The organism is Xanthomonas sp. BRIP62418 (assembly GCF_003993495.1).
GTDB lineage: Bacteria > Pseudomonadota > Gammaproteobacteria > Xanthomonadales > Xanthomonadaceae > Xanthomonas > Xanthomonas euroxanthea.
Genome location: NZ_QEZG01000040.1, coordinates 324420 through 350732 on the forward strand (window position 1 = coordinate 324420; position 26313 = coordinate 350732).

Here is a 26313-nt window from a genome sequence, read left to right on the forward strand (position 1 = left end):
ACGTCATGGCACGCTTCTTCATCGATCGTCCGATCTTCGCCTGGGTGCTGGCCATCATCGTGATGCTGGCCGGCATCCTGTCCATCGCCACCTTGCCGATTGCGCAATACCCCAGCATCGCGCCGCCCGCCGTCGCCATCACCGCCAACTATCCGGGCGCCTCGGCGCAGACCCTGGAAGACACCGTCACCCAGGTCATCGAGCAGAAGATGAAGGGGCTGGACCACCTCAGCTACATGGCCTCCACCAGCGAATCCAGCGGTGCGGTGACCATCACGCTGACCTTCGACAACGGCACCGACCCGGACACCGCGCAGGTGCAGGTGCAGAACAAGTTGTCGCTGGCCACGCCGTTGTTGCCGCAGGAAGTGCAGCAGCAGGGCGTGACGGTGACCAAGTCGGCCACCAACTTCCTCAACGTGCTGGCCTTCACTTCCGAAGACGGCAGCATGAGCGATTCGGACCTGTCCGATTACGTGGCTGCCAACGTGCAGGAAACCATCAGCCGCGTCGAAGGCGTGGGCGACACCACCTTGTTCGGCTCGCAGTACGCGATGCGGGTATGGATGGACCCGAACAAGTTGAACAACTTCAGCCTGACCCCGGTGGATGTGCGCACCGCGATCCAGGCGCAGAACGCGCAGGTGTCGGCCGGCCAGCTGGGCGCGTTGCCGGCGGTGCCCAACCAGCAGCTCAATGCCACCATCACCGCGCAGACCCGGCTGAAGACCGCCGGGGAGTTCGAGAACATCCTGCTGCGCACGCAGTCCGATGGCTCGCAGGTGCGCCTGCGCGATGTGGCGCGCATCGAACTGGGCAGCGAGAGCTACAACACGGTGGGCCGCTACAACGGCAAGCCGGCCGCCGGTCTGGCGATCAAGCTGGCCACCGGCGCCAATGCGCTGGATACGGTGCGCGCGATCGACAAGAGCCTGGAGGAGCAGGAGAAATTCTTCCCGCCCGGCATGAAGGTGCAAAAGCCGTACGACACCACGCCGTTCGTGCGCATCTCCATCGAGCAGGTGGTGCATACGCTGATCGAAGCGGTGGTGCTGGTGTTTCTGGTGATGTACCTGTTCCTGCAGAATTTCCGCGCGACCCTGATACCGACCATCGCGGTGCCGGTGGTGTTGCTCGGCACCTTCGGCGTGCTGGCGGCGTTCGGTTTCACCATCAACACGCTGACCATGTTCGCGATGGTGCTGGCGATCGGCCTGCTGGTGGACGATGCCATCGTGGTGGTGGAAAACGTCGAACGCGTGATGGGCGAGGAGCAGTTGTCGCCCAGGGACGCCACGCGCAAGTCGATGGACCAGATCTCCGGCGCGCTGGTCGGCGTGGCTCTGGTACTGGCTGCGGTGTTCGTGCCGATGGCGTTCTTCGGCGGTTCCACCGGTGTGATCTACCGGCAGTTCTCGATCACGATTGTTTCTGCCATGACCTTGTCGGTGCTGGTGGCGATGATCCTGACCCCGGCCCTGTGCGCCACCTTGCTCAAGCCGGTGGAGAAGGGCCATGGTCTGGCGACCACCGGGTTCTTCGGCTGGTTCAACCGCCTGTTCGATCGCGGCAACACCGGCTACCAGGGCGTGGTGCGGCACATGCTGGGCAAGGGCTGGCGCTACATGCTGGCCTATGCGGTGTTGCTGGCGCTGGTGGTGTTCGGCTTCATGAAGCTGCCGGTGGGCTTCCTGCCGGACGAGGACCAGGGCACGCTGTTCGTGCTGGTGCAGTTGCCGCCCGGTGCCACCGATGCGCGCACCGGCGAGGTGCTCAAGCAGGTGGAGCATCACTTCCTGGTCGATCAGAAGGACTCGGTCGCCGGCATCTTTGCGGTCTCCGGTTTCAGCTTTGCCGGTACCGGCCAGAACGTGGGCTTTGCCTTCGTCAAGTTGCGGCCGTGGGACGAGCGCACCGGCAAGGGCCAGAGCGTCACCGACGTGGCGGGCAAGGCAGGTGCGTTCTTCAGCACCATTCGCGATGCCAAGGTGTTTGCGTTCGCACCGCCGGCGGTGTCGGAGCTGGGCAATGCGACCGGCTTCGACCTGATGCTGCAGGACCGCGCCAACCTCGGCCACGCCGCCTTGATGCAGGCACGCGATCAACTGCTGGCCGAGCTGTCGCAGGACAAGCGGCTGGTGGCGGTGCGCCCGAACGGGCAGGAAGACACGCCCGAGTTCAAGCTGGAGATCGATTCGCACAAGGCGCAGGCCATGGGCGTGTCGATCGCCGATATCAACAACACCTTCTCCAGCGCATGGGGCAGTACCTACGTCAACGACTTCATCGACAAGGGCCGCGTCAAGAAGGTGATGCTGCAGGCCGATGCGGCGTACCGCATGAATCCGCAGGACATCGACCGCTGGTTCGTGCGCAACAGCGCCGGCACGATGGTGCCGTTCAACGCCTTCGCCACCGCCAGCTGGCAATCGGGCTCGCCGCGGTTGGAGCGTTACAACAGCGTGCCGTCGGTGGAGATCCTGGGCATGGCGATGCCCGGTACGGCCTCCAGCGGCGAGGCGATGCAGATCGTGGAAGCGGCGGCGGCCAAGTTGCCGCCGGGCATCGGCTACGAGTGGACCGGGTTGTCGCGGCAGGAAAAATCCTCGACCGGCCAGACCGGGCTGTTGTACGGGCTGTCCATCCTGATCGTGTTCCTGTGTCTGGCCGCGTTGTACGAAAGCTGGGCAATTCCGTTCTCGGTGATCCTGGTGGTGCCGCTGGGCGTATTCGGCACGCTGCTGGGCGCACTGCTGACCTGGAAAATGAACGATGTGTACTTCCAGGTAGGCCTGCTCACCACGATTGGCCTGGCATCGAAAAACGCGATCCTGATCGTGGAATTTGCCAAGGAACTGCACGAAAGCGGCAAGAGCCTGGTCGCAGCGGCACTGGAAGCGGCGCGCATGCGCCTGCGGCCGATCCTGATGACATCGCTGGCCTTCATCCTGGGCGTGGTGCCGCTGGTGCTCGGCAGTGGTGCCGGTGCAGGCGCACAGCACGCCTTGGGCACCGCCGTGATCGGCGGCATGTTGTCCGGCACGATCCTGGCGATCTTCTTCGTGCCGCTGTTCTTCGTGCTGATCAGCGGCTTGTTCAAGCGCCGCGCACAGCCCACTTCGCCCGCACCGCAACCGGCAGGACACTGAGATGACACCGATCCGCATGACATTGACCGCGATCGCGGTGGCCGGCGTGCTGTCCGGATGCACCCTGATGCCGCGCTATGCACGGCCCGACGTACCGGTGCCCGCGCGTTTTGCCGGCACCGAGCTCTCGACGGCATCCAATACCACCGCTGCCGCCAGCCCCGAGCCGGCGGTCGATATCGCCAGCATCGGCTGGCGGCAGGTGTTCACCGACCCGGCGCTACAGCAGGTGATCGCGCTGGCATTGGAGAACAATCGCGACCTGCGCGTGGCCGCGCTCAACATCGAGGTGGCACGTGCGCAGTACCGGGTGGAGCGCGCTGCGCTGCTGCCCGCCGTGCAGGGCACCGGCACCGCCAATAACGCGCGCACGCCGGCGGAGCTGGCCATTCCAGGCCAGCCGCAGGTGTTCCGGACCTACAGCGCCAACATCGGCGTCAGTGCGTACGAGCTGGATCTGTTCGGGCGTGTGCGCAGCCTCAAGGAACAGGCGCTGCAACAGTTCCTGTCCACCGCCGAGGCACGCCGCAGCGCCCATATCAGCCTGGTGGCCGAAGTGGCCACCGCCTATCTGACGCTGGCGGCCGATCAGCAGTTGCTGCAGCTGGCGCAGTCCACCTTGAGCAGCCAGGGCGACAGTTATCGCCTGCAGCAACGCAGTTTCGAGCTGGGTGTGGCTTCGCAGCTCACCTTGCGCCAGGCGCAGACCACGGTGGAAACCGCACGCGTGGACGTGGAGCGCTACACCGCGCAGGTGGCGCAGGACCGCAACGCCCTGGTGCTGCTGGTCGGCACGCAGCTGCCGGCGGAGCTGTTGCCGCGGGCCTTGCCCGATGGCGCCAGCGTGGACGGCAACGTGCTGGCCAGCGTGCCGGCCGGCTTGCCGTCGCAGTTGCTGCAGCGTCGCCCGGATATCCTCGAGGCCGAGCGCAACCTGCGTGCGGCCAATGCCAACATCGGTGCGGCGCGCGCGGCGTTCTTCCCCAGCATCAGCCTGACCGCATCGACCGGCTCGTCCAGCAGTAGCCTGTCCAACCTGTTCGATTCCGGCACCCGCGCCTGGAGCTTCGTGCCCACGCTGACGCTGCCGATCTTCAACGCCGGGCGTAACCGCGCCAACCTGGACATGGCCAAGGCCAACCGCGACATCGAGGTGGCGCAATACGAAAAGGCGATCCAGAGCGCATTCCGCGAGGTTTCCGATGCGCTCGCGCAACGCGAGACCCTGGGCCGGCAATTGCAGGCGCAACAGGCCCTGGTCGACGCCACCGCTGACAGCTACCGGCTGTCGCAGGCGCGCTTCGAACGCGGCGTGGACAGCTACCTGCAGGCGCTGGATGCGCAGCGCTCGCTGTACAGCGCGCAGCAGAGCTTGATCACCACGCAGCTGTCGCGCTTCACCAATCTGGCGACGTTCTACAAGGCGATGGGCGGTGGTTGGCTGCAATCGGCCGAGCCGGCGGTGGCAACGACTGCGACGGGGCAGCCACGTGGATGACGCCGCTGCCGAACCGCCAGCACCCAGGCATGCACCGCACGACAAACGTGGTGCGATTCTGCGCGCGGCAGGCGAGCTGTTTCCACGCCAGGGCTTCGACAGGACCAGCATGGACAGCATCGCCGAGCGCGCGATGGTGTCCAAGGCCACGGTGTATGCGCATTTCGCCTCCAAGGAGGTGCTGTTCCGCACCACCCTGGAGGCGCTGGCGCACCAATCGCCCAATCCCTGGGAGGCGCTGTTGAACATGCGCGGGCCATTGCCCGTGCGTCTGCTCGCCATCGCCGATGCGGTGGTGCGCATGGCGGCCAGCAATGCACTGGGCGATGCCGCGTATGGACTGGTGCGGCCGCCGGCACTGCCCGGCCAGATGCGCGAGGAGATGTGGACGCTGGGCTTCGAACGCTACGACACCACGATGCGTGCGGTGCTGGCGCGCGAAGTGGAGCAGGGCAGCCTGGTCATCGACAATCTGCCGGATGCCTCGGTGCATTTCTTCGGATTGATGACCGGGATGCCGGCCAATGCGGCGCTGCGTGGCGACCCATTGCAGGCACCGGCCGCCACGCCGCACGCGTATGTCGCCAGTGCGGTGGCGCTGTTCCTGCGCGCGTATCGGCCGCAATCGCCAGCGGTGACGACGGCAGGCAAGCGCGAGGTGCCGAGCGGGTTCTAGCGGCGGCAGGCAGCGTGATGGATGGGAGGGCGGTGGTGTCCGCGCTGGGCCTGGGCTGCATGGGCCTGAGCTATGGTTAGGGCCGGCGACCGCGCGCAAGGTGTTCGCTCTGCACTTTCCCGGCACCACCAAGCGGCATCGCCTGGAAGAAAATCTGGGCGGCGCCGCATTGACCTTGAACAGCGAGGATCTTGCGCGCATCCAGCAGGCACTGGATGCGGTGGCGATTGTCGGCGAGCGTTACCGCCCGGAGCGGCAGAAGCTGGTCGGTAAATAACCCCGGCGATCCTGACCGCCAACCGACGTAGTTGTAGCAGCGTGCCCGCGCGCGATGGGGCTTTATCGAGAAAGCCCCCGTCGCGCGCAGGCACGCTCCTACACACGCATGTCAGCGCACCAGAGCTTGCCGCAGTACGTCGGTCACCAGCCTCAAACCTGCCGCCAACCGACGCTGTTGTAGGAGCGTGCCCGCGCGCGACGGGGCCTTACCGATAAAGCCCCGTCGCGCGCAGGCACGCTCCTACACAGACGCGTCAGCGCGCCGGATCGTGCCGCAATGCGTCGATCACGACCTTGAGTGCGCTGGAGGATTGGCGGCGGCTGGGGTAATAGGCGTAATAGCCGTCGAATGGGGCGCACCAGTCCTCCAGCACGCGGCGTAGCCGGCCGGCGGCGAGGTGCTCCAGCACCATGGTTTCCGGCAAGAACGCGAGTCCGCCGCCGGCCAGTGCGGCACGCAGCACCGCGCTGCTGCCGTTGAAGGTCCATTGCCCGTCCACGCGGACCTTGACCTCGTGCCCGTCCTTTTCGAAGTCCCAGACCAGCAAGCCGCCGTGGGTGGGCAGGCGCAGGCCGATGCAGTTGTGCCTGGCCAGGTCGGCCGGGGCAGCAGGGATGGTGTGGTGCACGAAGTAGCCCGGCACCGCCACCACCGCCATGCGCTGCATCGGGCTGATCGGCACCGCGATCATGTCCTTGGCGACCTGATCGCCCAGCCGGATGCCGATGTCGTAGCGCTGGGCAACGATATCGGCCAGCCCGTAATCGACGGTGATCTCGATCCTGAGGTCAGGATAGTCGGGCAGCACCTGCGACAACGCTGGCCAGATGTAGGCGTCGGCGGCGTGGCCGGTAGTGGTGATACGGATGGTGCCGGCCGGCGTGTCGCGGAATTCGGTGAGCGCGGACAGTTCGTGGTCGATCTCCTGCAGCCGCGGAGCCAGGGTGTCGAACAGGCGTGCGCCGGCTTCGGTCATCGACACGCTGCGCGTGGTGCGGGTCAACAGGCGGATGCCCAGACGTGCTTCCAGTGCGCGCACGGTATGGCTCAGCGCCGATTGCGAGACGCCAAGCTGCGCGGCGGCGCGGGTGAAGCTGCCTTCGCGCGCCACGGCGACGAAGGCCTGCAGATCGTTGAGGTTTTCCCGCGCCATTGGTTGCGAATGCCGACTCCACCGCATGCCATTCATGCGGCTGCATCATGCGCGATGGTGCGTGATGGCTCCACACCCGGCGGGTCATGGCCGCATTAATGCACTGTGTTTCTAGGTGCATGCGCTGCTGCCTGGGTAATGCCGGTGCGCCTGCACGCTACAGTGCAAGGCTATTGGATCGAGGAGCACGGCCATGAATCTGTTTGCAACTGCGATGTCGCTGTCGATGATGGCTGCCGTCACGCCCGCAGGTGAAGAGCGACACGCGATCAGGGTGAGCAAGGCCGGCGGCGCCGCATCTGCAGCCGGCCAGGCCGACTATTTCACCGGCACCGTGCGCATCGATGCGCCTTTCCAGGCCGATGCGCCGGCGCGGGTGGGCGGTGCCACCGTCACCTTCGAGCCGGGCGCGCGCACCGCCTGGCACACCCATCCGTTGGGGCAGACGCTGATCGTCACCGCCGGCGCCGGGCGTGTGCAGGAATGGGGCAAGCCGGCGCAGCAGATCCGCCCGGGCGACATCGTGTGGATTCCGCCGGGCGTCAAGCACTGGCACGGCGCTAACGCGACCGTGGCGATGTCGCACATCGCCATCGCCGAAGCGCAGGATGGCTCGCCGGTGACCTGGCTGGAGCAGGTCAGCGAGGCGCAGTACGCGGCCGAGTGAACGGTGCTCCACGATGACCTGGTGCGGTCTGCCGCGTCATCGTCGATGATACATGTCGCTTAGTGCGGGCGCGTGACTGCGCTCCACTACGCGCGGACAGGCTTACGCCGCTTGTATCGCAGCCTGTGCCCCTGCACGCAACCGTTGTGCGTCACGTGCGGGCGGCGCGCCGAGAATGCGCGCGTAGTCGCGACTGAATTGCGAGGCGCTCTCGTAGCCGACGCGGAAGCCGGCATCAGCGGCATTCAGCGCTTCGGCCAGCATCAGCCGGCGCGCTTCGTGCACGCGCAGATGCGAGCGATATTCCAGCGGCGTCATCGAGGTGACCGCCTTGAAATGCGCATGAAAGGTGGAGCGGCTCATTGCCGACAGATCGGCAATCTGCTCGATGCGGAAGCGCTGTGCGTAATGCTCGCGCAGCCAGACAATGGCTTTGGAAATCTGGTTGAGTCGGCTGTCGGCGATGGCCATCTGGCGCACCACCGCATTGGCCGGATCGGCCATCAGGCGATAGAGCACTTCGCGCAGCACCAGCGGTGCCAGCGCGGCGATCTCCTGGGGTTGATCGAGCAGACGCGCCAGCCGCACCGCAGCGTCCTGCAATGGCGGCGTGCTGTGGTTGAGCAACAAGCCGGCCTGCGCCGCATCGCGCTGCGGCTCGACCAGCTCCGGGTGGCTGACGGCCAGGTCGCTCAGCACGGCAGTGTCCAGATCCAGGCAGAAACACAGATACGGCTGCGCGGCGCTGGCCTCGATCACTGAACCGACGATCGGCAGATCCACCGACGCCACCAGATACATCTGCGGGTGATAGAGATACGCCGCCGCACCCAGCATCGCCTGCTTGCGGCCTTGCGCCACCAGGCACAGCATCGGCGTATAGACCGTGGGCACCGACACCGTCGGCGAGGCGCTGCGCATGATCTGCAGCCCGGCAATCCGGGTGGCGTGCATGCCATCGCCAGGGGCGTGGCGCAGCAGGATGTCGGTCATCTCGGTCAAGGCGGACATGCAGGACTCGGCAGTGGCACCAGGCGGCCTGGCCGCGATGCCGTCGATCGTACAAGACCGGATGTCATGGAGCCGGCAGGTCCGCAGCAGCGGCAGGCCACGACAGCGCCGGTTGGCGCCGACACGTGCGTTCAGGCGCTTGCGCGCCCAGCGCCTCAACACGACAGGCCTGCCATGATCTGATAGGGCGCTCACGCGCGCGCCGTATCATGGGCGTCTGTTTCCGTGATCGCCTCGCCCATGCCCGCAGACCGTTCGACCATCCCCACGCCGACGAGCCCCGCCGACTGGAAGGCGCTCGAGGTCGCCGCCACGGCCGAACTTGCGCGTCGCACAGCGCAAGCGCATCAGCAGATCCTGGGATTGTTGAACACGCATGGGCATCTGCTCAGCGAGGCGCAGCGGCGCGGCTTGCACAAGCGCTTGGTGCGTGCGGGGGGCTAGGAGCGGCGACAAAACTCTATATCGGCAGCGGCGACGTGTTGGTCACGCGCGCCTTGTTGAGCGGTGAGTCGAATGCGCGGTGCCCTCGCCACCTGCGGGACACGCCGTGAATCCGTCCCTGGAGGCTCCTCGGCGGCATCCATGCCGCCGAGGGTCCCGCAAGCGGCGAGGGCACCGCACCAGAAAGTTGGTCGGTTATCGCATCAAAGGCCGCTTGTCGTCGGATGTGCAGCAAATGTTGCGATGCTGAGCCGGCGCATCAGTATCGGACAACCTGATTTTCGAACAACGCGCATCGTGCATTGCTTGCACATGCACACCGACCATCCCGACAGGTCCTTGCCCGCCTACCGTCGCGGGACCTTGAGCGGCATGGATGCCGCGCCAGAACCTATACGGACGTACTTGCGGCGTGTCCTGCGATGGTGGGCGGGCGAGGGGCATGCAGTAAAGCCGCAGATCACCCGCTCTACAGCTGATCCATCCGCAAAGCCGTAGATTGGCTGCTCTCCAAGACGTCACGTCGCAGCCACGCATCGCTCCGCGTCCAGCCAGCACTGGCCGACGCAAGCACCAAACTTGCGTTCAACCGACACGCTCCCAGGGCGGCACTTCGCCCAGGCGTTCCAGCAGAAACTCCACGAATGCGCGCACGCGCGGTGGCTGCAGCTGGCGCGCCGGCATCACCGCGTTGATCTGCGTGGTCGGTGGCGGGTAGTCGGGGAGGACCTCGACCAACCGGCCGTCGCGCAGTTCCTCGGCAATGTGCCAGTACGAATGCAACGCGATGCCCTGGCCGGCGACGGCCGCGTCGCGGATCAACTCACCGAAATTGCTTTCGAAGCGGCTTTGCATGCGCACGCGTACCAGGCCGCCCTCCGGCGTTTGCAACCGCCACACGTCCTGGCGGCCGTCGCGGCCCATCAGCAGCACGCCGGCGTGCCCGGCCAGATCGTCCGGCGTGCGTGGGGTGCCGTGGCGCTGCAGATACTCGGGCGAGGCGGCGAGGGTGCGGCGGTTGTCGGCGATGCGCCGCGCCACCAGCCCGGAGTCGTCCAGCGGGCCGATGCGGATCGCCAGATCGAAGCCTTGCCTGACCAGGTCCACCAGGTCGTCGCTCAGATGCGCGCTGATGTGCACGCGCGGATGCCGGGCTTGGAATTCCGGCAGCAGCGGCGACACGTATTGCCGCCCGAACGAGGCCGACAGGGTCATGCGCAGGATGCCGCCGACCGCGTGTGCGCTCTCGCGCAGGTCGTCGGCCAGCGCGTCCAGATCCTGCACCAGCACGCGGCCGCGCTCGGCCAGGCGCTGGCCCTCGGGTGTGGGGTGCAGCCGGCGCGTGGTCCGGTGCAGCAGGCGCACGCCCAGGTCGCGTTCCAGCCGCTTCAGGCGCTGGCTGGCGACCGCCAGCGACAGGTCCAGGCTGCGCGCACCGGCGGTGATCGAGCCGGAATCGAGCACGCGCAGGAACAGCGCGATGTCGCCGAGGCGGTCCATGTGATTCTCAATGATTGGTTGATAGTGAATCAGGATAGCAGGGGTTTTTGCTTAGGACGCCGGAGCGCAGGCTGTGGGTCGTCTTCCCTGGTCCCTGCCCATGTCCGCTTCCACGCGTTCTTCCCGCTTTCCGCCAGCGCTGCTGGCGCTGACCATCGGTGCCTTCGGCATCGGCACCACCGAGTTCGTGATCATGGGCCTGCTGCAGCAGGTGGCCACCGACCTGGGCGTGTCGCTCAGCGCCGCCGGCCTGCTGATCAGCGGCTATGCGCTGGGTGTGTTCGTCGGGGCGCCGGTGCTGACGCTGGCCAGTGCGCGCTTGCCGCGCAAGGCGGTGCTGGTCGGGTTGATGGCGATCTTCACCCTGGGCAACGTGGCCTGCGCGCTGGCGCCGGACTACACCAGCCTGATGGTTGCGCGCGTGCTGACCTCGCTGGCGCACGGCACCTTCTTCGGCGTGGGCGCGGTGGTGGCGACCTCGCTGGTCCCGGCCGAGCGCCGCGCCTCGGCAATCTCGCTGATGTTTGCCGGGCTGACCGTGGCCACCCTGCTGGGGGTGCCGGCGGGCGCCTGGCTGGGCCTGCAGCTGGGCTGGCGGGCGACGTTCTGGGCGGTTGCGAGCGTCGGCGTGCTGGCCACGGCCGCGGTGGCGCTGTGGGTACCGGCGAACGCAGGCGCGGCCGCAGCGGTGTCATGGCGGCAGGAAGTGGCCGTGCTGGGGCGCGGGCAGGTGGTGCTGGCGCTGGCGATGACGGTGGTGGGCTATGCCGGCGTGTTCGCGGTGTTCACCTATATCCAGCCGTTGCTGGTGGAGGTGACCGGTTTTGCGCAGACCGCGGTGTCGCCGGTGTTGCTGGTCTTCGGCGTCGGCATGATCGTGGGCAATCTGCTCGGCGGGCGTCTGGCCGACCGGCGTCCCACCGCCGCCTTGCTGGGCAGCCTGGGGGCATTGGTGGTGGTGCTCGCTGCGATGGGCCTGGTCCTGCACAACAAGACCGCGATGGTGGTGTTCGTCGGGCTGCTGGGCGTGGCCGCCTTCGCCACCGTGGCGCCGCTGCAACTGCGCGTGCTCGAGCATGCGCGTGGTGCCGGCCAGAACCTGGCCTCCAGTCTCAATATCGCCGCGTTCAATCTGGGCAATGCCGTGGGCGCCTGGCTGGGCGGTGTGGTGATCGCCACCCATGCCGGCCTGGTTGCCACGCCGTGGGTCGCCGCGTTGTTGAGCGCGATGGGCCTGGGGATCGCGTTGTGGAGCGTGCAGCTGCAACGCCGGCGTGCCGCTGCGCCGGGCGTCTGCGTGCAGGCGGGTTGATTCGGTCCTGCGGGCGCAGCGCGCAGTACTTGCGCAACCGGCAGACCTGCGATCGGCGCCATCGGCGTAGGTCGCCGGCGAGCGGACCGTCGCGGCTGGCGTCGCGCAGTGGCCGATCCTCCGGCACTGCGCGTGGATTTTCTTTCGATTTCAGGGAGTAGTGCGATGGACACACGTTTTCTCGGCCGGTCCGGTTTCAAGGTGCCGGTGCTCGGCCTGGGTGCCGGTACCTTTGGCGGCAAGGGGCCGCTGTTTTCTGCCTGGGGCGATACCGATGTGGCGCAGGCGCAGCGCATGATCGATCTGTGCCTGGAGGCGGGCCTGAACTTGTTCGACACCGCCGATGTGTATTCGGACGGTGCCTCCGAAGAGATTCTCGGCCAGGCGCTGCAGGGGCGCCGCGATCAGGTGATCCTGTCGACCAAGACCGGCCTGCGCCTGGGCGATGGGCCCAACGATGCTGGTGCCTCGCGCTTCCGCCTGTTGCGTGCGGTGGATGCCTCGTTGCGGCGCCTGCGCACCGACCATATCGATCTGCTGCAGCTGCATGCCTTCGATGCGATGACGCCGATGGAGGAAACCCTGTCCACGCTGGATGAGCTGGTGCGTGCAGGAAAGGTGCGCTATCTGGGCGCGTCGAACTACGCCGGCTGGCAGTTGATGAAGTCGTTATCTGTGGCGGACGCGCATGGCTGGAGCCGCTTCGTGGCCAACCAGACCTACTATTCGCTGGCCGGGCGCGACTACGAATGGGAGCTGATGCCGCTGGGCATCGACCAGGGCGTGGGCGCAGTGGTGTGGAGTCCGCTGGGGTGGGGCCGCCTGACCGGCAAGCTGCGCCGCGGCCAACCGCTGCCGGACACCAGCCGCCTGCATACGACGGCCGCTGCGGGCCCTGCGATCAGCGATGAGCGCCTGTTCGACATTGTCGATGTGCTGGACGCCATTGCCGAGGAGACCGGGCGCAGCGTGCCGCAGATCGCCATCAACTGGCTGCTGCAGCGGCCCACCGTCAGCACGGTGCTGATCGGCGCGCGCGACGAAACCCAGCTGCGCCAGAACCTGGGTGCGGTGGGCTGGTCGCTGACGGCCGAGCAGCGCACGCGCCTGGAGGCGGTGAGCGCAGTGGAGCCGCCGTATCCGTACTACCCGTATTGGCGCGGGCATTTTGCAGAGCGCAGCCCGCTGCCGGTATAGGCATGGTGGCCGCCCGCGTGCCACCGGCAGACGCCAGCACCACGCGCGGGCTGGTGGGCGCACGCTGCGGCGTGGGCAGCGACAGGTGCATGCCTTCTGCGCGGATCACCAGCGATACGCCACCGACATCTGGTATTGCCGCCCGGCGATCGGCCGGCCCATGAACACGCCGCCGGTGGCCGCACCGGGCACGCGCACATTGCCTTCGGTCAGCCCCAGCGTATCGGTGACGTTGCTGCCGCTGGCGGTCACTTCCCAATGCTCGCCCACATGCAGGTTGGCGCCGATATCCACCATGTCGTAGGACGGCAGGCGCTGGCTGTTGGCCAGGTCGGCGAAGCGATCGCCGATGTAGGAGTAGGTGGCGAACAGCTTGAGGTCGCCGAACGGCAGCATCCAGTAGTAGCTGGGCGTCACGCGGAACTGCCGCTTGGGCTGGCGCATCACCTGGTTGCCGGTGAACTCGCGGTAGTTGCGGTATTTCGCATCCAGCCACACGCCGGTGCCGGCCAGCTCGAAGCCGCCGAACGGGCGGATGGCGCCTTCCACCTCCAGGCCGCGCGCGCGCGAATCCCCAACGGTGGTGAAGTTCTCGCCATTGGCCAGAAACGCCTGGAATGGCGAGTTCTTGAAGGTGTTGTAGAACGCAGTGAGATACAGGTCGTAGCTGCTGGCGCCGGATTTGAGCCCGAGTTCGTACTGATCCACGTCCTGCACGCGATTCTGGCCATCGCGCAGATTGTCGAAGCCGGGAAACTTCACCCCCGAGTTGACGCGGGCGAACAGGCTGTTGCTGTCGTTGAGCTTGAAGTTCAGGCCCGCCGTCCACGAGAACGCCTCGTCGTCCTGGTCGATGCGGCGCGTGCTGGCCAGCGCCAGCGAGGTGGCGTTGTCGTACAGCGTGGCCGGGTTGCCGTCCAGGTCCACCGTGGCGGTGTCGTGCACGTCACCGGTGACGCTCTGGCGCTCGTAGCGTGCGCCCAGGTCCAGACGCAGCTGGTCGTTGATTTCCCATTCGTCGGCGACGAAGGCGGCGATGTTCTCGCCGTCGTAGTTGGCGCGCAGGTTGAAGAACGCAGTGCTGGTGAAGCCCTGCCGCGTGGCCTGGCGCCCGTCAGCCAGATCCACGTCGATGCGGCGCGCGTTGTTCTGCGCTGTGAGCAACATGGTGTTGCCCAGGTACCAGGTATCTGCGGAGGAATACCTGGCGTAGTACGTGCCTACGGTGAGCGTATTGCCGGCAAACAGTTCGCGGCTCAGGCGCAGGTCGTTGGTGACCGAGTTCAGGCGCTTGTCCACCGACCACCAGCCGGCTTCCAGCACCTGCTGGTTCGGATCCACCGCGCCGCCGCCGTTGGTGAAGCGGCCGCTGCCAGCGCTGCCATAGCCGGCGATGAAGTCGCCCAGCCGCTGCGGTGCATCCCCGGTGAACAGGGCATAGGTCGGCGCGCTGCCGCTCATCACGTTGAAGCGGTCGGCGATGGTCCAGTCGCCGCGCTCCCAGTTCAATTCGCCGCCGAACACATCGATGTTGACGCCGCGCCCATCGGCCAGATCGCGCTGGATGGTCTGCCCGTTCGGCCCGACCAGCAGATCGACATTGCGGAAATCGCGGCCGAGCAGGGTGCCGGTCTGCGCATTCAAGCCGGGGAAACTGGACAGGTCGTTGCCGTTGTTGCGCGACAGCAGCGGAATGGCGGTGTAGAAGGCGTTGTTGTCGTCGGTATGCCGCGCGTAGAACGACACCTCGCCGCTGTCCCAGCGCTTGCTCAGCGTGGCGCTGAACTGGCCGCCCTTGTCGGCGGCGAACTGCGGGTCGCGCACCCCATCGGTTTCGCGGAAGAACCCTCCCACGCTGTAGTACCAGCCATTGCCCATCGGCCCGCTGTTGAACACATCGATGCGGCGCAGGGCGTTGTTGCCGCCGGTCAGGCGCACGCTGCCTTCCGGTTCGTCCTGGCCTTTTTTCTGGATGAAATTGACCGTCAGCCCCGGCTGCCCGTTGGAGAAGATCGGGCTGGAACCGCCACGCAACACCTCCATGCGCTCGACCGTGTCGTCGACACGGAACAGCGTGGAATTTTCCAGAAACGACAGGCTTGGCGGCGGAAACAGCGGCGAGCCGTCCAGTTGCATGGTCACGAACGGCGCATCGCCTTCGGACGGCATGCCGCGCACGAAGATGTTGGCACCGGTGCCGCCACCGCTGGGCTCGGCCCATACGCCCGGCACGATCTTCAACAGGTCCGCGGTGCTCTGCGGGACGGCCTGCTGAATCTGCTCCGGGCTGGCGGTGGTGATCGAAAAGCTGGCATCGCGCTTGGCCAGGCCCTTGAAGCGCGCGGTGCCGCTGACGATCACCGCATCCAGCGTGGTGGCGTCCTGTTGCGGCGGTGCCGCAGGGGCGGTTTGCGCGTAGGCGACAGGGCTGAGCAGGGCGATGATGGTCAATGACAGGGCGTGGCGGGACAGGGACGAGGTCATGCGTGCTCTCCTTCAATCGCAGCGATCGACGCAAGCCCCGCAAAACACGGGCGGGCGCCGGAAAGGTGATGTGCCGCACAGGAGCGCGCCGGAACGGCAACGCGCGCATGCAGTGCGTGTTGCCGTTCTAATGGAAGCCGTGGCAAAAGCTGTTGTGCGCCGCATCAGCGGCAGACCGCGATGGCGGGCTGGTCGGCAGCCAGGCAACGCAGGTGCCGGCCCTCCGCAGCGGTGCACGGACCAGGAACGAAGGCGTCCTGCCCGATCGCAACCGGTGCCAAGCGCATCACGTACCGTCTGCACATGCAGCTGTTTTCTGCCGTGCGACCACCAGCCGGCTGCGCAAGCTGACACATGACGAGGCCGCCCGAAGGCGGCCTCGCTTATGACGGCGGGAGAGAGGTACCGTCAGAAGAACATGCGCACGCCGAACGAGGCGCTGCGGCCGGGAAGCATCACATCGTCCTTGAGGAAGGAGGTGTGCACGCGTGCGTCCTGGTTGGTCAGGTTGTTGCCGTCCAGGAACACTTCCCACGCATTGCTGCCGCGGTCCACGTGGTAGGCCAGATGCGCATCGACGAACGTGTAGCCGTCGGTCGGGGTTTCGTTCACTGCCACCTTGTCCTGCTTCATGGTGCGGGTGGCACCGAGCGAGGCGCGCCATGCATCGGCATTCCAGCGCATCTGCGCGCCGACACGGCCCGGGGCGATGCGCGGCAGGTTGCCGCCATCCTTCAGGCGCGCACGCACGGTGTCGCCGAACACGCGCAGGTCCCACGCGCCAGTGTCGTTGTCGGCCAGATGGAAGGTGGCCTCGCCCTCGAAACCGTGGAAGACCGCATCGTTCTGCGTCCACTGGCGGATCGGCAGGAAGTCGTTGTCCTCTTCGTTGAACCACTGGCCGCCGGTATCGACGATGTAGACGAAGTCGTTGTAGCGGTTGTAGTACGCAGCGATCTTGGCATCGACCCAGGTGTTCTGGAAGTTCAGCCCCAGCTCGGCCTGGTTGGCCTTCTCGGTCTTCAGGTCCGCATCGCCGATCTCGTAGGCGAGGGTGGCGATATGCGGGCCGTTGGCGAACAGCTCCTCCTCGGCCGGCGCGCGCTCGGCATGGTCGAGGTTGGCGGTCAGGCGCCACTGTTCGTTGAAGCGGAAACCGCCGCTAGCCGAGAAGCTGGTCGGGGTGAAGTCGCGGTCCACGCCGATGTCGGTGGTGTACTTGACCTTGTCCACGCGCGCGCCGATTTCGGCGGTGACGCGGTCCCAGCTGTTGCGCGCAACGCCGAACACGCCCAGCGAGCGGGTGTCGGTCTTGGGGACGAAGGATTCTTCGCCCACTGCCTGGAAGGTGGTGTCGCTGCCCTGCAGGCCGAATGCGGTCTGCCAGCCGCCGCCGAAGGTGAAGGAGGCCTCCACGCGGCCTTCGTTGGCGCGCTTGGTGAACACGGTGCCCACTTCTTCGCCTTCGAATTCGGTATGCGCGTAATCGGTGTGGCCGAAGCTGTAGCGCAATGCACTGCCTTCGCCCCAGGGATCGGTCAGCCCGCCCTTGAGGTCGTAGCGGTCCTGCTGCAGCTTCAACGACACCCCGCGCTCGCCGATCGACAGATCGCCCGGCTCGCCGGGGTTGCCGTAGTTGTCGCGGAAGCGCGAGGCCGACAGGCCGACGAAGCCCCAGTCGCCGGACAGCGAGGCGCCGACCGAGCCGACCTTGGAGTCGATCCAGGAATTGGCCTGGCGTCCTTGCGGGGTGTCGTAATCGTTCTGGTTGCGGTACACGCCGTCGGCATGGATCGACAGGCCGCTGCCGTTGCCGGCATCGACGCGGAACATGTCGGTGTTGCCGTCCTTGTCGCCGCCGTCGAAGCGCACTTCGGCGCGGCCGCTGAAGCCGTCCACCGGGGTTTCGGCAATGCGTCCGTCGACCACGTTGACCACGCCGCCGATCGCGCCGGAGCCGTACAGCAGCGTGGACGGACCCTTGAGCACTTCGATCTGGTTGGCCAGGAACGGCTCGATCGCCGGCGAGTGATCCTGGCTGACCGTGGACACGTCCTGGGTGGACAGGCCGTCGCGCAGCACCGCCACGCGCGGGCCGTCCAGGCCACGGATGATCGGCCGGCCGACGCCGGGGCCGAAGTTGGAACTCTGCACGCCGGGCAGGCTGGCCACGGTTTCGCCCAGGCTGGAACTGCGCACTTCGTCCAGGCGTTCGCCGGCCAGCACTTCGACCGGGCGGCTCAGCTCGCCGGCCGCATCGCGCAGCGGGCTGGCGGTGACGACGACCTTGTCCAGGTCCTTGATGTGGCGGCCACTGGAAGCGGTGGCGTCGTGGCGCGTGTCCGAGCTGGGCGGGGTCTGCGGGTCAGCAACCGCCGGTGCGTCCGCGGCCATGGCCAGGGCGGGCGTCAGCAGGCTGGTCAGGGCCAGCGAAAGGGTGGAGCGACGAAACGAGAAAACGGGGCGAGGGTGCATGGCGGGCCGGACTCTGTGGTTGTTACTTTATATCAACGATAAGGCGCAGCTTGGCCACTGCGCCGACGGCGGGACCCGCTCAGCTGCGCGATGCAGTGATGCGGGCCTGGAACAAGGAAGATGTTATATTATTCCACATCGCCGCGAGCCCCTGCTGGAAGTCATGCCTCTACCGTCTCTTCGCCATGTGCTCGACCGCTTCGGTGCGACCGGTTCGCTGCTGTGCGCCGTGCATTGCGCGGTGCTGCCGCTGGTGCTGGCCCTGGCCCCGTCCCTGGGCCTGTCGTTCTGGCTGGGCGACGGGGTCGAACGGGTCATCGTGGTGTTCGTGACGCTGCTGGGCCTGTTCAGCCTGGTGCTGGGCTATCGCCGGCACAAGGCGCTGCATGCGCTGGCGCTGCTGCTGCCGGGCCTGTTGTTGCTGTGGGCCGGCCTGCTGTACGACCCGCTGCATCACGCGGTGCTGCCGCATGCCGTGGTGATGACGCTCGGCGGCGCGCTGGTCGGCATCGCCCACCTGGTCAACCTGCGTCTGAATCACGGGCACGCCCACGTCCACGACGCCAGCTGCGTCCACTAGCCCGGGCTGCGCGGGCAGGGGCCTACGTGGTAGGCTTGCCGGCCTTGCGCGAGGGCGCCGCCGGCGTAAACCTCGCCAGACCCGTGTTCAGCGCGGGGATTTTGTATTCAGTATTCACATTCAGGAGTCGACGAACATGGGTAAGGGTGACCGCAAGACCGCCAAGGGCAAGCGCTACAATTCCAGCTACGGCAATTCGCGTTCGCACGCGGTGAGCAAGGTCGTCGTGGGTGCAGCTGCCCCGGTTGCCAAGAAGGGCGTGGTCAAGGCTCCGGCCAAGAAGGCTGTCGCCAAGAAGACCGTTGCCAAGGCCGGCTGATCCCTAGCCCGCTTCGCGACACCAGAACGCGGCGCTTGCGCCGCGTTTTTTATGTCCCGCATCGACGCCGCTGGTTTAGTGCGGCGCTGCCGCAGCCTGCGGTGGGCGTGTCGGCGTCGGTGCCAGCAGCTGTTCGGCCAGGCCGCGATAGATCGGCGTCCTGCACACCAGCGCGGACATGGCACGCGCAATCAGCACGGTGGCCAGGATCGGCAGCAGCATCTGGCTGGTGTCGGTCAGTTCCAGCGAGATCACCGCCGAGGTCAGTGGCGCCTGGGTCACGCCGGTCAGATACGCGCACATGCCCAGCAGCACGAAGGTGCGCGGGTCCACGCCCGGCATCAGCACCGACAGGTTGTGGCCGATGCCGGCACCCACCGCCAGCGCCGGCGAGAACAGCCCGCCCGGAATGCCGGCCAGGTACGAGACCAGGTTGGCCAGCAGCTTCATCAGCCCGAATTCGTGGCCGACCACTGCGTGGCCCTGCACCAGGCTGCGCGCCTGCTCGTAGCCGGTGCCGAACGCGCCCTGCCCGAACACCAGCGCCAGGCCAACCAGGGCCACGCCGCACAGCGCGGCCAGCAGCACCGGATGGCGCTGACGCAGCGTTGCCAGCCAGCGTGGCTTGCCGCCGACGCTGGCCAGCACCAGGCGCGCGAAGATGCCGCCGAGCAGGCCGGCCACGCAGCCGCAGAGCGCGATCGCCAGCCAGGCCTGGCCCAGCGGCAAGGCCACCGCCACCTTGCCGAAATAGGTGTAGTTGCCCAACAGGCCCAGCGACACCACGCCGCCGACGATCACCGCGGTCAGCAGGGTGCCTGAGAAGCGGTGTTCGAAGCGCCCGCTCAATTCCTCGATCGCAAACACCACCCCGGCCAGCGGCGTGTTGAACGCCGCGGCGATACCGGCAGCGCCGCCCGCCAGCAGGAAATGCGAGAGCTCGCGCGGATCATGGAACCCGAACCAGCGCCCGAACACATGCATCAGGCTGGCGCCGACATGCACGGTGGGGCCTTCGCGGCCGACCGAGGCGCCACCGAGCAGCGACAAGGTGGTCAGGGCAAGCTTGCCGATCGACACGCGCAGCGACAGATTGCTCTGGCGGAATGCCGCGTCGTCATGTTCCAGCGCCGCGATGACCTGCGGAATGCCGCTGCCACGCGTGGGCCGCATCGCGCCGGAGGTGAGCCAGGCCAGCAGGGCGAAGATGCCCGGCGTCAGCAGCAGCGCCCACCAGATCGAATGCGCGGTGATGCGCTGGAACACCTGGAAGGCGGCGTCGCTGGCCTTGGCGAACACGATCGCCACCAGTGCTACTGCAATTGCGCCACCCCACAGTGCAGCGCGGCGACGCCAGCCTTGGCTGGACAACAACGGCCGCAGCCGAAGCCGGCGCGGCGAGGGATCAGGAGCAGACATGGCGCCATTGTCGCATCCGCGCAGCGCGGCCGCGACGCGTCACTCAGCGCGTATCGGCCGGCGGCACGCGCAAGGCCGGCAGCAGCGTGGCGGGATTGCCATCGTTGGGCGCGGCAGGAATGCCCAGCAATCGTGTCATCAGCGCATACACATCGACGTTGTCGAAGCCCGGCAAGGTCTTGCCCTGCGCCAGATCCGGGCCCTGCGCCAGGAACACCGCGCGCATCGACGGCAGCGCCGGATCGAAGCCGTGCGAACCGCGCATCTGATCGCGCGGGCGCCTGGCCAGCTTGTCCGGGAACAGTGCATCCCAGCCTTCGTGCATCTGGCACACGATCGGCGGAATGCGCGGATGGGTGCCGTAGTGCCAGCGTGCGGGCAGCGCCGTCTTGCGCCAGCAGTCGTACTGCGCATGCGCGCCGAGCAGGCCGGCTTCGGCGCGGGCCTGCTGTCCCGGCAATGGCGCAAAGCCGATCACCTGCCCCTCGGTCACGGCGGTGGCGATATCTGGCCGCACCATGTCCTGCACGCTGATCGCCTGCCCGGGCGGCACCTCGGCCATGCCGTGGTCGGACACCACGACGATGTTGGTGCGCTCGCGCGTGCCGTCGCGCTGCATGCCGGCCAGCAGCCGGCCGATCGCGCCATCCACCGCACGCACGCTGTCGGCGTATTGGCGTGATTCCGGGCCGTGGTCGTGGCCGGCTTCGTCCACGTGTTCGAAGTACAGCGTGACCAGGCGGTTGCGGTCGGCGCCGGACGCGGCCAGCCACCCCAGCACCTCGTCCACGCGCGCGTCCAGGCTGGTGCCTTCTTCGTAGTGGCGCCACCGCGTGGGGCGCACACCGCCAATCGCCGCCTCGCTGCCGGGCCACGACCAGGTCGCGGCATGCAGGCCGTGCGTTTCGGCGCCGACCCACAGCGGCTCGCCGCCCCACCAGCGCGCATCGCCGACCGCGTCCTGCTTGCTCAACCAGAAGCCCCCCAGCGTCGCATCGCGCATGCTGTTGTGCACGATGCCGTGGTGGTCCGGTCGCAGGCCGGTGACCAGCGTGTAGTGATTGGGAAAGGTCAGCGACGGGTACGACGGCGTCATCCAGCGCGCACGCACGCCGTCGTGCGCCAGCTGCGACAGATGCGGTGTGATGCCGCGATCGAGCATGTCCGCGCGCAGGCCGTCGATGGAGATCAGCAGCACGCTGTGCGGCGCATCGTTGCGCGGTGCGTGCGCCGGGGCGGGCACCGCCGCGACGGGCGCTGGCGCGTGACGCGAAGGGGAGAGGGAGGTACAGGCCGCGAGCAGCGCAAGCGCGGCAAACACAGGACGTCGATCGATCATCGCCCCAGTTTACGGCGTCGCAATGACGTCGCGAAGTCAGCGCGTGCCAGCGATGGAGGTTGCGGCGAACAGATCGTCGGCCGCCGCGCCCTGGCGCGGTGACCAGCCCTCCAGCTGCAACAGCGCCTGCTTGGTCGGCAGGCCGCCGCCGAAGCCGGTCAGCGCACCATTGGCGCCGATCACGCGATGGCAGGGCAGCACGATCGGGAGTGGATTGCGTCCATTGGCGGCGCCGACCGCGCGGCTGGCGGCCGGGCGTCCCACCGCGTGCGCGAGTTGCGCATAGCTCCAGGTCTGCCCGAACGGAATCTGCGCCAGCGTGTGCCAGACCTGCAGCTGAAACGGCGTGCCGGTCGGTGCCAATGGCAGGTCGAAGCTGCGCCGCCCGCCATGCAGGTAATCGAGCAATTGTTCGCGCGCCTCGCGCACCAGCGGCGCATCCGGGGCATGCTGCCAGCGCGCGCGGCCGATCGCGTCGTAGCGGTTCTGCGCGAACAGGATGTGGTGCACGCCGGCAGCATCGGCGGCCACGCTGAGTGCCCCGATCGGCGAGGGAAAGGTGTCGTACTGCAGTGTGCTCATGAACGGGTGTCCTTGCGATCGACAGCGAGATGCCAAAGGTGCAACACGGCGTAGGCGCGCCAGGGTCGCCAGGCCTGCGAGCGCGCTTCGGTGGCACGCTCGCTCAGGCGCTCGGGGGTGCCGAGCACCTGCTGCAGGATCAGGTCGCCGGCCGGAAACGCATCCGGATGCGAGAGCGCACGCATGGCGATGTAGTGCGCAGTCCACGGCCCGATGCCGGGCAAGGCCGTGCAGGCGGCGACGAATTCGGGCAGGCGCTGGCCGGCGCCGAAATGCAGCCGCCCTTGCGCACACGCCGAGGCCAGCGCACGCAACGTGGCGGCGCGTGCACGCGGCAGGCCGAGCTGTTCCAGCGGCGCTTCGGCCAGCTGTGCCGGAGTCGGAAAGATGCGGTCCAGGCCGGGCGGCATCTCCACATGATGGCCGCCATGCCGATCGACCAGCCGCGCCGCCAGCGTCGCCGCGCCGGCCACGCTGATCTGCTGGCCCAGCACGGCGCGCACGGCCACTTCGAAGCCGTCCCAGCCACCCGGTACGCGCAGGCCGGGGCGGCGCGCGATCGCCTCGGCCAGCAGCGGCTCGGCCGCCAGCGTGGCGTGCACCGCCTGCAGGTCTGCATCCAGATCGAACAGCCGGCGCACCCGCCGTACGATCTGCGGGATCTGGCGTGGGTCGGTCGCGCCGATCCGCAGCAGCAACTCCGCACGCTGCGGCGCCGCGCTGACCTCGATCAGCGTCGCGTTGCCCGGGGTGCCGATCACGCGCCGGTAGCCGCTGGCGTCGACCTGCTCGATACCGGGAATCGCGCGGCGCTGCAGAAACGCCAGCATCGCCGGCAGGTCCAGCGGCGGGCGATAGCCCAGGCGCAGGGTCAACGCGCCACCCGGAACCTCGGCACGCTGCTTGCGCAGCGCCGATGGCGGCATCCCGCAGCCTTCCAGGAAGGCTGCATTGAAGCGACGCAGGCTGTTGAAGCCGGCCGCCAGTGCGACCTCGGTCACCGGCAATGCGGTCTCGGTCAGCAGCTGCTTGGCCAGCAGCAGCCGGCGCGTGCCGTGCACCTGGATCGGGGTGGCACCGAGCTGCTGCACGAACTGCCGCTGCAGCTGGCGCGCGCTCAGGCCCACCGCATCGGCCAGGGTCTGCACCGGCTGCTCCTGCAGGGCGCCGTCGGCAATCATCGCCAATGCGCGTTGCACACTCTCTTCGCCCAGGTGCTGCTGCGCCTGCGGCGACAGCTCGGGGCGGCAGCGCAGGCACGGCCGGTAGCCGGCGGCACTGGCTGCCGCCGCGCTGGGGTAATAGCTGATGTTGCCCGGCTTGGGCGGCGGTGCCGGGCACACCGGGCGGCAGTAGATGCCGGTGCTGCGCACCGCGGTGAAGAACAGCCCGTCGAAGCGCGCATCGCGCGCCAGGCGGGCGCGGTCGCATTGGAGTCGGTCGGGCGTGGCGGTCTGCATGGCGCCAGTCTATGCGCTCACTCCAGTTGCGGCTGGCCGTTTTCGGACAGGGTTGCACCGCGCCTGTGTGTTCATGGCAGGGTCAAACGGTGGGCTCGTTCAGCCATAGACTGAGGGTGATCTCCGTCGCGGTCCGTTGCCTGACATCATGCTGAAACTGCTCTGCCTGTCCCTTTCCTGCGTGCTGGCGCTGGTGGCCTGCGACCGCACCGGTACCTCGGCCGATGCCGCCGCCACGCAACAGGGCGGCGCGGGGCAGGGCGATGGCGACCACATGGTGTCGGTGGACACGCCCGAGCCGGCAGCGCCGCCGCCGCGGCCACGCGCGCAGGCGGGCGAGGCCGGCTGGCCGCAGGCGGAGCTGGACGCGGGCAAGGCCTGGATCAGTTGCGCCACCGATTACAGCAGCGACGCCGGCGACGGCACGCTGCTGCCGGCGCTGGACCGCGCCAGCGTGGAGGCGGCGCTGGCGCCATGTCGCGATACCGGCCTGCTGCGGGTGCGCTATGCCGGCAAGATCAACGCCGGCTTCGCAGCCTTGGTGTGGCGGCTGGCCACGGTGGCCGGGCAATTGCAGTTGCCGCATCGCATCCTGGACCTGGATTCCAGCGGCGGGCAGGTGGAAGCGGCGATCCGCGCCGGCGATGTGATCGGCGAATCCAACTGGACCATCTGGGTGCGCGAAGGCTCGATCTGCCACAGCGCCTGCGTGTTCGTGCTGGCCGCCGGCGACAACCGGCTGGTGGCCGGCAAGGTCGGCATCCACCGCATGATGCGGATCAGTTCCAAGGCCACCTCGCGCGCGGAACTCAATCGCGAGTTGCGCGAGGTCTACGGCAACGTCAAGGATTATCTGGAGCGCAACGGCGTGGCGGTGGCGGTGGCCGACCTGATGATGACCGTGCCCAATCGCAGCCTGCGCCTGCTGACGATGGACGAGCTGCGCGAGTACGGGCTGGATGGCACCAACGCGGTGCAGGACGACCTGGAGCGCATCCGCCAGATGCGCAAGTGCGGCGACGCCTTCGTGCGCCGCAAGGACGCGTTCCTGGTTGCCTTCGATCACAAGTGCAAGGGCGAGGGCGCCGATCTGGAGGCGGTCAACGCCTGCGGCCTGGCCTTGAAGCAGCGCTTCGGGTTTCCCGATGCGGCCTGCCCGGAAGAAAGCCCGCTGGCCGAAACCGATGCCGCCGCGCTGCCGGCAACCGCCGCACCGGAGGCCGCGGCGGCGGCCGACACAGCGCCGGCCGCGCCAACCGCCGCGCCAACCGAGGTACCGGACGCGGCGGCCGCCGCCGAGCCTGCGCCGGGCCCGGCCCAGGGCGACGGCTGAGCTTCACGCGCACCGCACTGCCGGCTGCCTATGGTCGCGGCATATCACGGAGCCGGGGGCGCCATGCTCGGAAAGACAAAAGGTGTTGCGCTGGCGTATCTGCCATCGGCGTTGCTGGTGCTGGCCGGATTCGGCGTGGCCGAGCTCCTGCAGGTGATTGCTGCGGCCAGCCGGGTGCAGTGGCCGGCCACGCTGGCAGTGTGGCTGAGCCTGGTGGCGCTGATCGCGGCCATCGCCCGCGCGCTGTGGATCAGCTGGCGGCTATGGCGGCCGCGCGGCGTCGCGGCGGTTCCGCCCGGCGGCGAAGTCTGATGTTGCCAGGGCTGGCGCGGATTGCCCGCACCCGGCTCCTGCGATCGTCGCGCACTCACCGCGGCAGGCAGCGCAGGTCTTAAACTGCCGCACCCGCCACGCACCCGTGTTGGCTCCCATTCGTTCGCTCCGTACAAGGTCAATCTGCCCCATGTTCCATCCTCGTCTGCTTGCCGCACTGCTGTTGGCTCCCTCGCTGGTCCTGGCCCAACAGCCGCAGACTGCTGCACGTCCGGCCGCCGCTCCCCAGGCGGCGCCCGCGGTCAACCCGGCGCAGCAGGCGCAGCTGGTCAAACAGAACACCGAGATGACCCAGGCGGCATTGCGGGTGGCGCAGATGGTCGATGCCAACCAGGTGGCCTCGCTGTGGGATGGCGCCTCCAGCGTCGCCAAGACCGCGGTCAAGCGCGATGCCTTCGTGAGCCAGATCGGTGCCGAACGTGCGCGCCTGGGGGCGGTGGTCGGACGCGGGCAGGGCTCGGTGACGCGGGTCAAATACGCCGCCGGCGCGCAGGTGCCCGAAGGCCTGTACGTCAACGTCAGCTTCCCGACCCGCTTTGCCAAGGCCCAGCAGCCGGTGCGCGAGCTGGTGTCGTTCCGCCTGGACGAGGACAAGACCTGGCGGCTCGCCGGTTACAGCCTGCGCGCGTCGATCAAGTGATCTTGCAGCGCATCGGGAGACCCGCGTGGAACTGACTATCGAACTACAGATGCTGGGCTGGGCCATGGTGCTAGGCCTGGTGCAACTGCTGGCCGCCTCGGCCAGCATGACCGCCCAGCGCGGGACCAAGTGGAATGCCAGCGCACGCGATGGCGACGCCAAGCCGTTGACCGGCATTGCGGCGCGGCTGGATCGTGCATTCCGCAACTATCTGGAGACCTTCCCGATCTTCGCGGCCGCCGTCCTGGCGGTGAGCGTTGCCGGCCGTACCAGTGCAGACACCGCGCTGGGCGTGCAGCTGTACCTGTGGGCGCGCGTGGCGTACGTGCCGGCGTATGCGGCGGGGATTCCCTACCTGCGCAGCGCAATCTGGGTGGTGTCGTTCTGGGGCATCGTCAAACTGGTGCGGGCGTTGCTGGGCTGGTGACGCAGGCCAGGTGGTGTGCGCGCAGCCGGTGGCAC

The 26313-nt window shown here is 67.8% G+C and carries 21 protein-coding genes and 3 pseudogenes; 14 read left to right on the forward strand and 10 right to left on the reverse strand.

Features of this window, described 5'->3' with window-relative positions; genetic code table 11:
* The first annotated feature begins 5 nt into the window (after positions 1-5).
* From EO174_RS14430 to EO174_RS14445, 4 genes and pseudogenes are all read left to right on the forward strand, one after another.
* Positions 6-3149 carry an efflux RND transporter permease subunit gene (locus tag EO174_RS14430; protein ID WP_126945228.1) on the forward strand — a complete coding sequence of 1048 codons (3144 nt, stop codon included), beginning with the start codon at positions 6-8 and terminating at the stop codon, positions 3147-3149.
* A gap of 1 nt (position 3150) precedes the next feature.
* Positions 3151-4647, forward strand: coding sequence for an efflux transporter outer membrane subunit (locus EO174_RS14435; RefSeq protein WP_126945231.1), 1497 nt, complete (start codon positions 3151-3153; stop codon positions 4645-4647).
* A complete protein-coding gene (locus EO174_RS14440; RefSeq protein WP_104581865.1) occupies positions 4640-5323 on the forward strand; it encodes a TetR/AcrR family transcriptional regulator in 684 nt (227 codons plus the stop codon). The genes EO174_RS14435 and EO174_RS14440 overlap by 8 nt, the downstream gene beginning before the upstream one ends.
* 118 nt (positions 5324-5441) lie before the next feature.
* Positions 5442-5600, forward strand: a pseudogene (locus EO174_RS14445) (aldo/keto reductase); the annotation flags it as partial.
* A 256-nt stretch (positions 5601-5856) separates the two neighbouring features.
* Here EO174_RS14445 and EO174_RS14450 read toward each other — a convergent pair.
* Positions 5857-6756 (reverse strand): LysR family transcriptional regulator, encoded by a 900-nt coding sequence (locus tag EO174_RS14450; RefSeq protein WP_126945234.1) that lies wholly within the window; start codon positions 6754-6756, stop codon positions 5857-5859.
* A gap of 193 nt (positions 6757-6949) precedes the next feature.
* Between EO174_RS14450 and EO174_RS14455 the strand changes: the two genes are divergently transcribed.
* Positions 6950-7423, forward strand: a complete 474-nt coding sequence (locus EO174_RS14455; protein ID WP_164740213.1) for a cupin domain-containing protein — start codon at positions 6950-6952, stop codon at positions 7421-7423.
* Between the two features lie 102 nt (positions 7424-7525).
* Here EO174_RS14455 and EO174_RS14460 read toward each other — a convergent pair whose 3' ends face one another.
* The gene (locus EO174_RS14460; protein WP_126945237.1) at positions 7526-8434 is read right to left on the reverse strand and encodes an AraC family transcriptional regulator; all 909 of its coding nucleotides are present in this window, start codon (positions 8432-8434) and stop codon (positions 7526-7528) included.
* Positions 8435-8674: 240 nt separating this feature from the next.
* Here EO174_RS14460 and EO174_RS14465 point away from each other — a divergent pair, with 240 nt between their 5' ends.
* Positions 8675-8878 carry a hypothetical protein gene (locus EO174_RS14465; RefSeq protein WP_126945240.1) on the forward strand — a complete coding sequence of 68 codons (204 nt, stop codon included), beginning with the start codon at positions 8675-8677 and terminating at the stop codon, positions 8876-8878.
* A 16-nt stretch (positions 8879-8894) separates the two neighbouring features.
* On the opposite strand, the pseudogene EO174_RS23235 reads toward EO174_RS14465, so the two are convergent.
* Both EO174_RS23235 and EO174_RS14475 read right to left on the reverse strand, forming a co-directional pair.
* Positions 8895-9078: pseudogene (locus EO174_RS23235) on the reverse strand (hypothetical protein); the annotation flags it as partial.
* Positions 9079-9463: 385 nt separating this feature from the next.
* Positions 9464-10378, reverse strand: a complete 915-nt coding sequence (locus EO174_RS14475; RefSeq protein ID WP_126945243.1) for a LysR family transcriptional regulator — start codon at positions 10376-10378, stop codon at positions 9464-9466.
* Between the two features lie 100 nt (positions 10379-10478).
* Between EO174_RS14475 and EO174_RS14480 the strand changes: the two genes are divergently transcribed.
* Complete coding sequence (locus tag EO174_RS14480; protein WP_126945246.1) at positions 10479-11690, forward strand: MFS transporter; 1212 nt, start codon at positions 10479-10481, stop codon at positions 11688-11690.
* A gap of 165 nt (positions 11691-11855) precedes the next feature.
* Positions 11856-12887, forward strand: a complete 1032-nt coding sequence (locus tag EO174_RS14485; RefSeq protein ID WP_126945249.1) for an aldo/keto reductase — start codon at positions 11856-11858, stop codon at positions 12885-12887.
* A 105-nt stretch (positions 12888-12992) separates the two neighbouring features.
* Here the strand turns inward: EO174_RS14485 and EO174_RS14490 are convergent, their stop codons facing one another.
* Together EO174_RS14490 and EO174_RS14495 are read right to left on the reverse strand one after the other, a co-directional pair.
* Positions 12993-15371: a TonB-dependent receptor gene (locus tag EO174_RS14490; protein WP_126945252.1), complete on the reverse strand. Its 2379-nt coding sequence runs from the start codon at positions 15369-15371 to the stop codon at positions 12993-12995.
* A 408-nt stretch (positions 15372-15779) separates the two neighbouring features.
* Positions 15780-17846: a TonB-dependent receptor gene (locus tag EO174_RS14495; RefSeq protein WP_126945254.1), complete on the reverse strand. Its 2067-nt coding sequence runs from the start codon at positions 17844-17846 to the stop codon at positions 15780-15782.
* A gap of 163 nt (positions 17847-18009) precedes the next feature.
* Here EO174_RS14495 and EO174_RS14500 point away from each other — a divergent pair, with 163 nt between their 5' ends.
* Together EO174_RS14500 and EO174_RS14505 are read left to right on the forward strand one after the other, a co-directional pair.
* Positions 18010-18426 (forward strand): MerC domain-containing protein, encoded by a 417-nt coding sequence (locus EO174_RS14500; RefSeq protein WP_115047424.1) that lies wholly within the window; start codon positions 18010-18012, stop codon positions 18424-18426.
* A gap of 136 nt (positions 18427-18562) precedes the next feature.
* Positions 18563-18745 (forward strand): 30S ribosomal protein THX, encoded by a 183-nt coding sequence (locus EO174_RS14505; protein ID WP_016904806.1) that lies wholly within the window; start codon positions 18563-18565, stop codon positions 18743-18745.
* 123 nt (positions 18746-18868) lie between these two features.
* Here EO174_RS14505 and EO174_RS14510 read toward each other — a convergent pair.
* The 4 genes and pseudogenes from EO174_RS14510 to EO174_RS14525 all read right to left on the reverse strand — a co-directional run.
* Positions 18869-20164: pseudogene (locus tag EO174_RS14510) on the reverse strand (chloride channel protein); the annotation flags it as partial.
* A gap of 43 nt (positions 20165-20207) precedes the next feature.
* On the reverse strand, positions 20208-21503 hold the full coding sequence (locus EO174_RS14515) for an ectonucleotide pyrophosphatase/phosphodiesterase (protein WP_126945258.1): 1296 nt from the start codon (positions 21501-21503) through the stop codon (positions 20208-20210).
* 36 nt (positions 21504-21539) lie between these two features.
* Positions 21540-22085, reverse strand: coding sequence for a methylated-DNA--[protein]-cysteine S-methyltransferase (locus EO174_RS14520; RefSeq protein ID WP_126945260.1), 546 nt, complete (start codon positions 22083-22085; stop codon positions 21540-21542).
* Complete coding sequence (locus EO174_RS14525) at positions 22082-23545, reverse strand: AlkA N-terminal domain-containing protein (RefSeq protein ID WP_104648077.1); 1464 nt, start codon at positions 23543-23545, stop codon at positions 22082-22084. Before EO174_RS14525 ends, EO174_RS14520 begins: the two co-directional genes overlap by 4 nt.
* A gap of 148 nt (positions 23546-23693) precedes the next feature.
* On the opposite strand from EO174_RS14525, the gene EO174_RS14530 reads away from it, so the two are divergent.
* The 4 genes from EO174_RS14530 to EO174_RS14545 all read left to right on the forward strand — a co-directional run bounded on the left by EO174_RS14530 (position 23694) and on the right by EO174_RS14545 (position 26278).
* A complete protein-coding gene (locus tag EO174_RS14530; protein ID WP_126945262.1) occupies positions 23694-24878 on the forward strand; it encodes a hypothetical protein in 1185 nt (394 codons plus the stop codon).
* A 63-nt stretch (positions 24879-24941) separates the two neighbouring features.
* Positions 24942-25190: a hypothetical protein gene (locus EO174_RS14535; protein WP_104581880.1), complete on the forward strand. Its 249-nt coding sequence runs from the start codon at positions 24942-24944 to the stop codon at positions 25188-25190.
* Positions 25191-25341: 151 nt separating this feature from the next.
* Complete coding sequence (locus EO174_RS14540) at positions 25342-25851, forward strand: DUF4019 domain-containing protein (RefSeq protein WP_126945264.1); 510 nt, start codon at positions 25342-25344, stop codon at positions 25849-25851.
* Between the two features lie 25 nt (positions 25852-25876).
* Positions 25877-26278: an MAPEG family protein gene (locus EO174_RS14545; RefSeq protein WP_104581882.1), complete on the forward strand. Its 402-nt coding sequence runs from the start codon at positions 25877-25879 to the stop codon at positions 26276-26278.
* Positions 26279-26313: the final 35 nt, after the last annotated feature.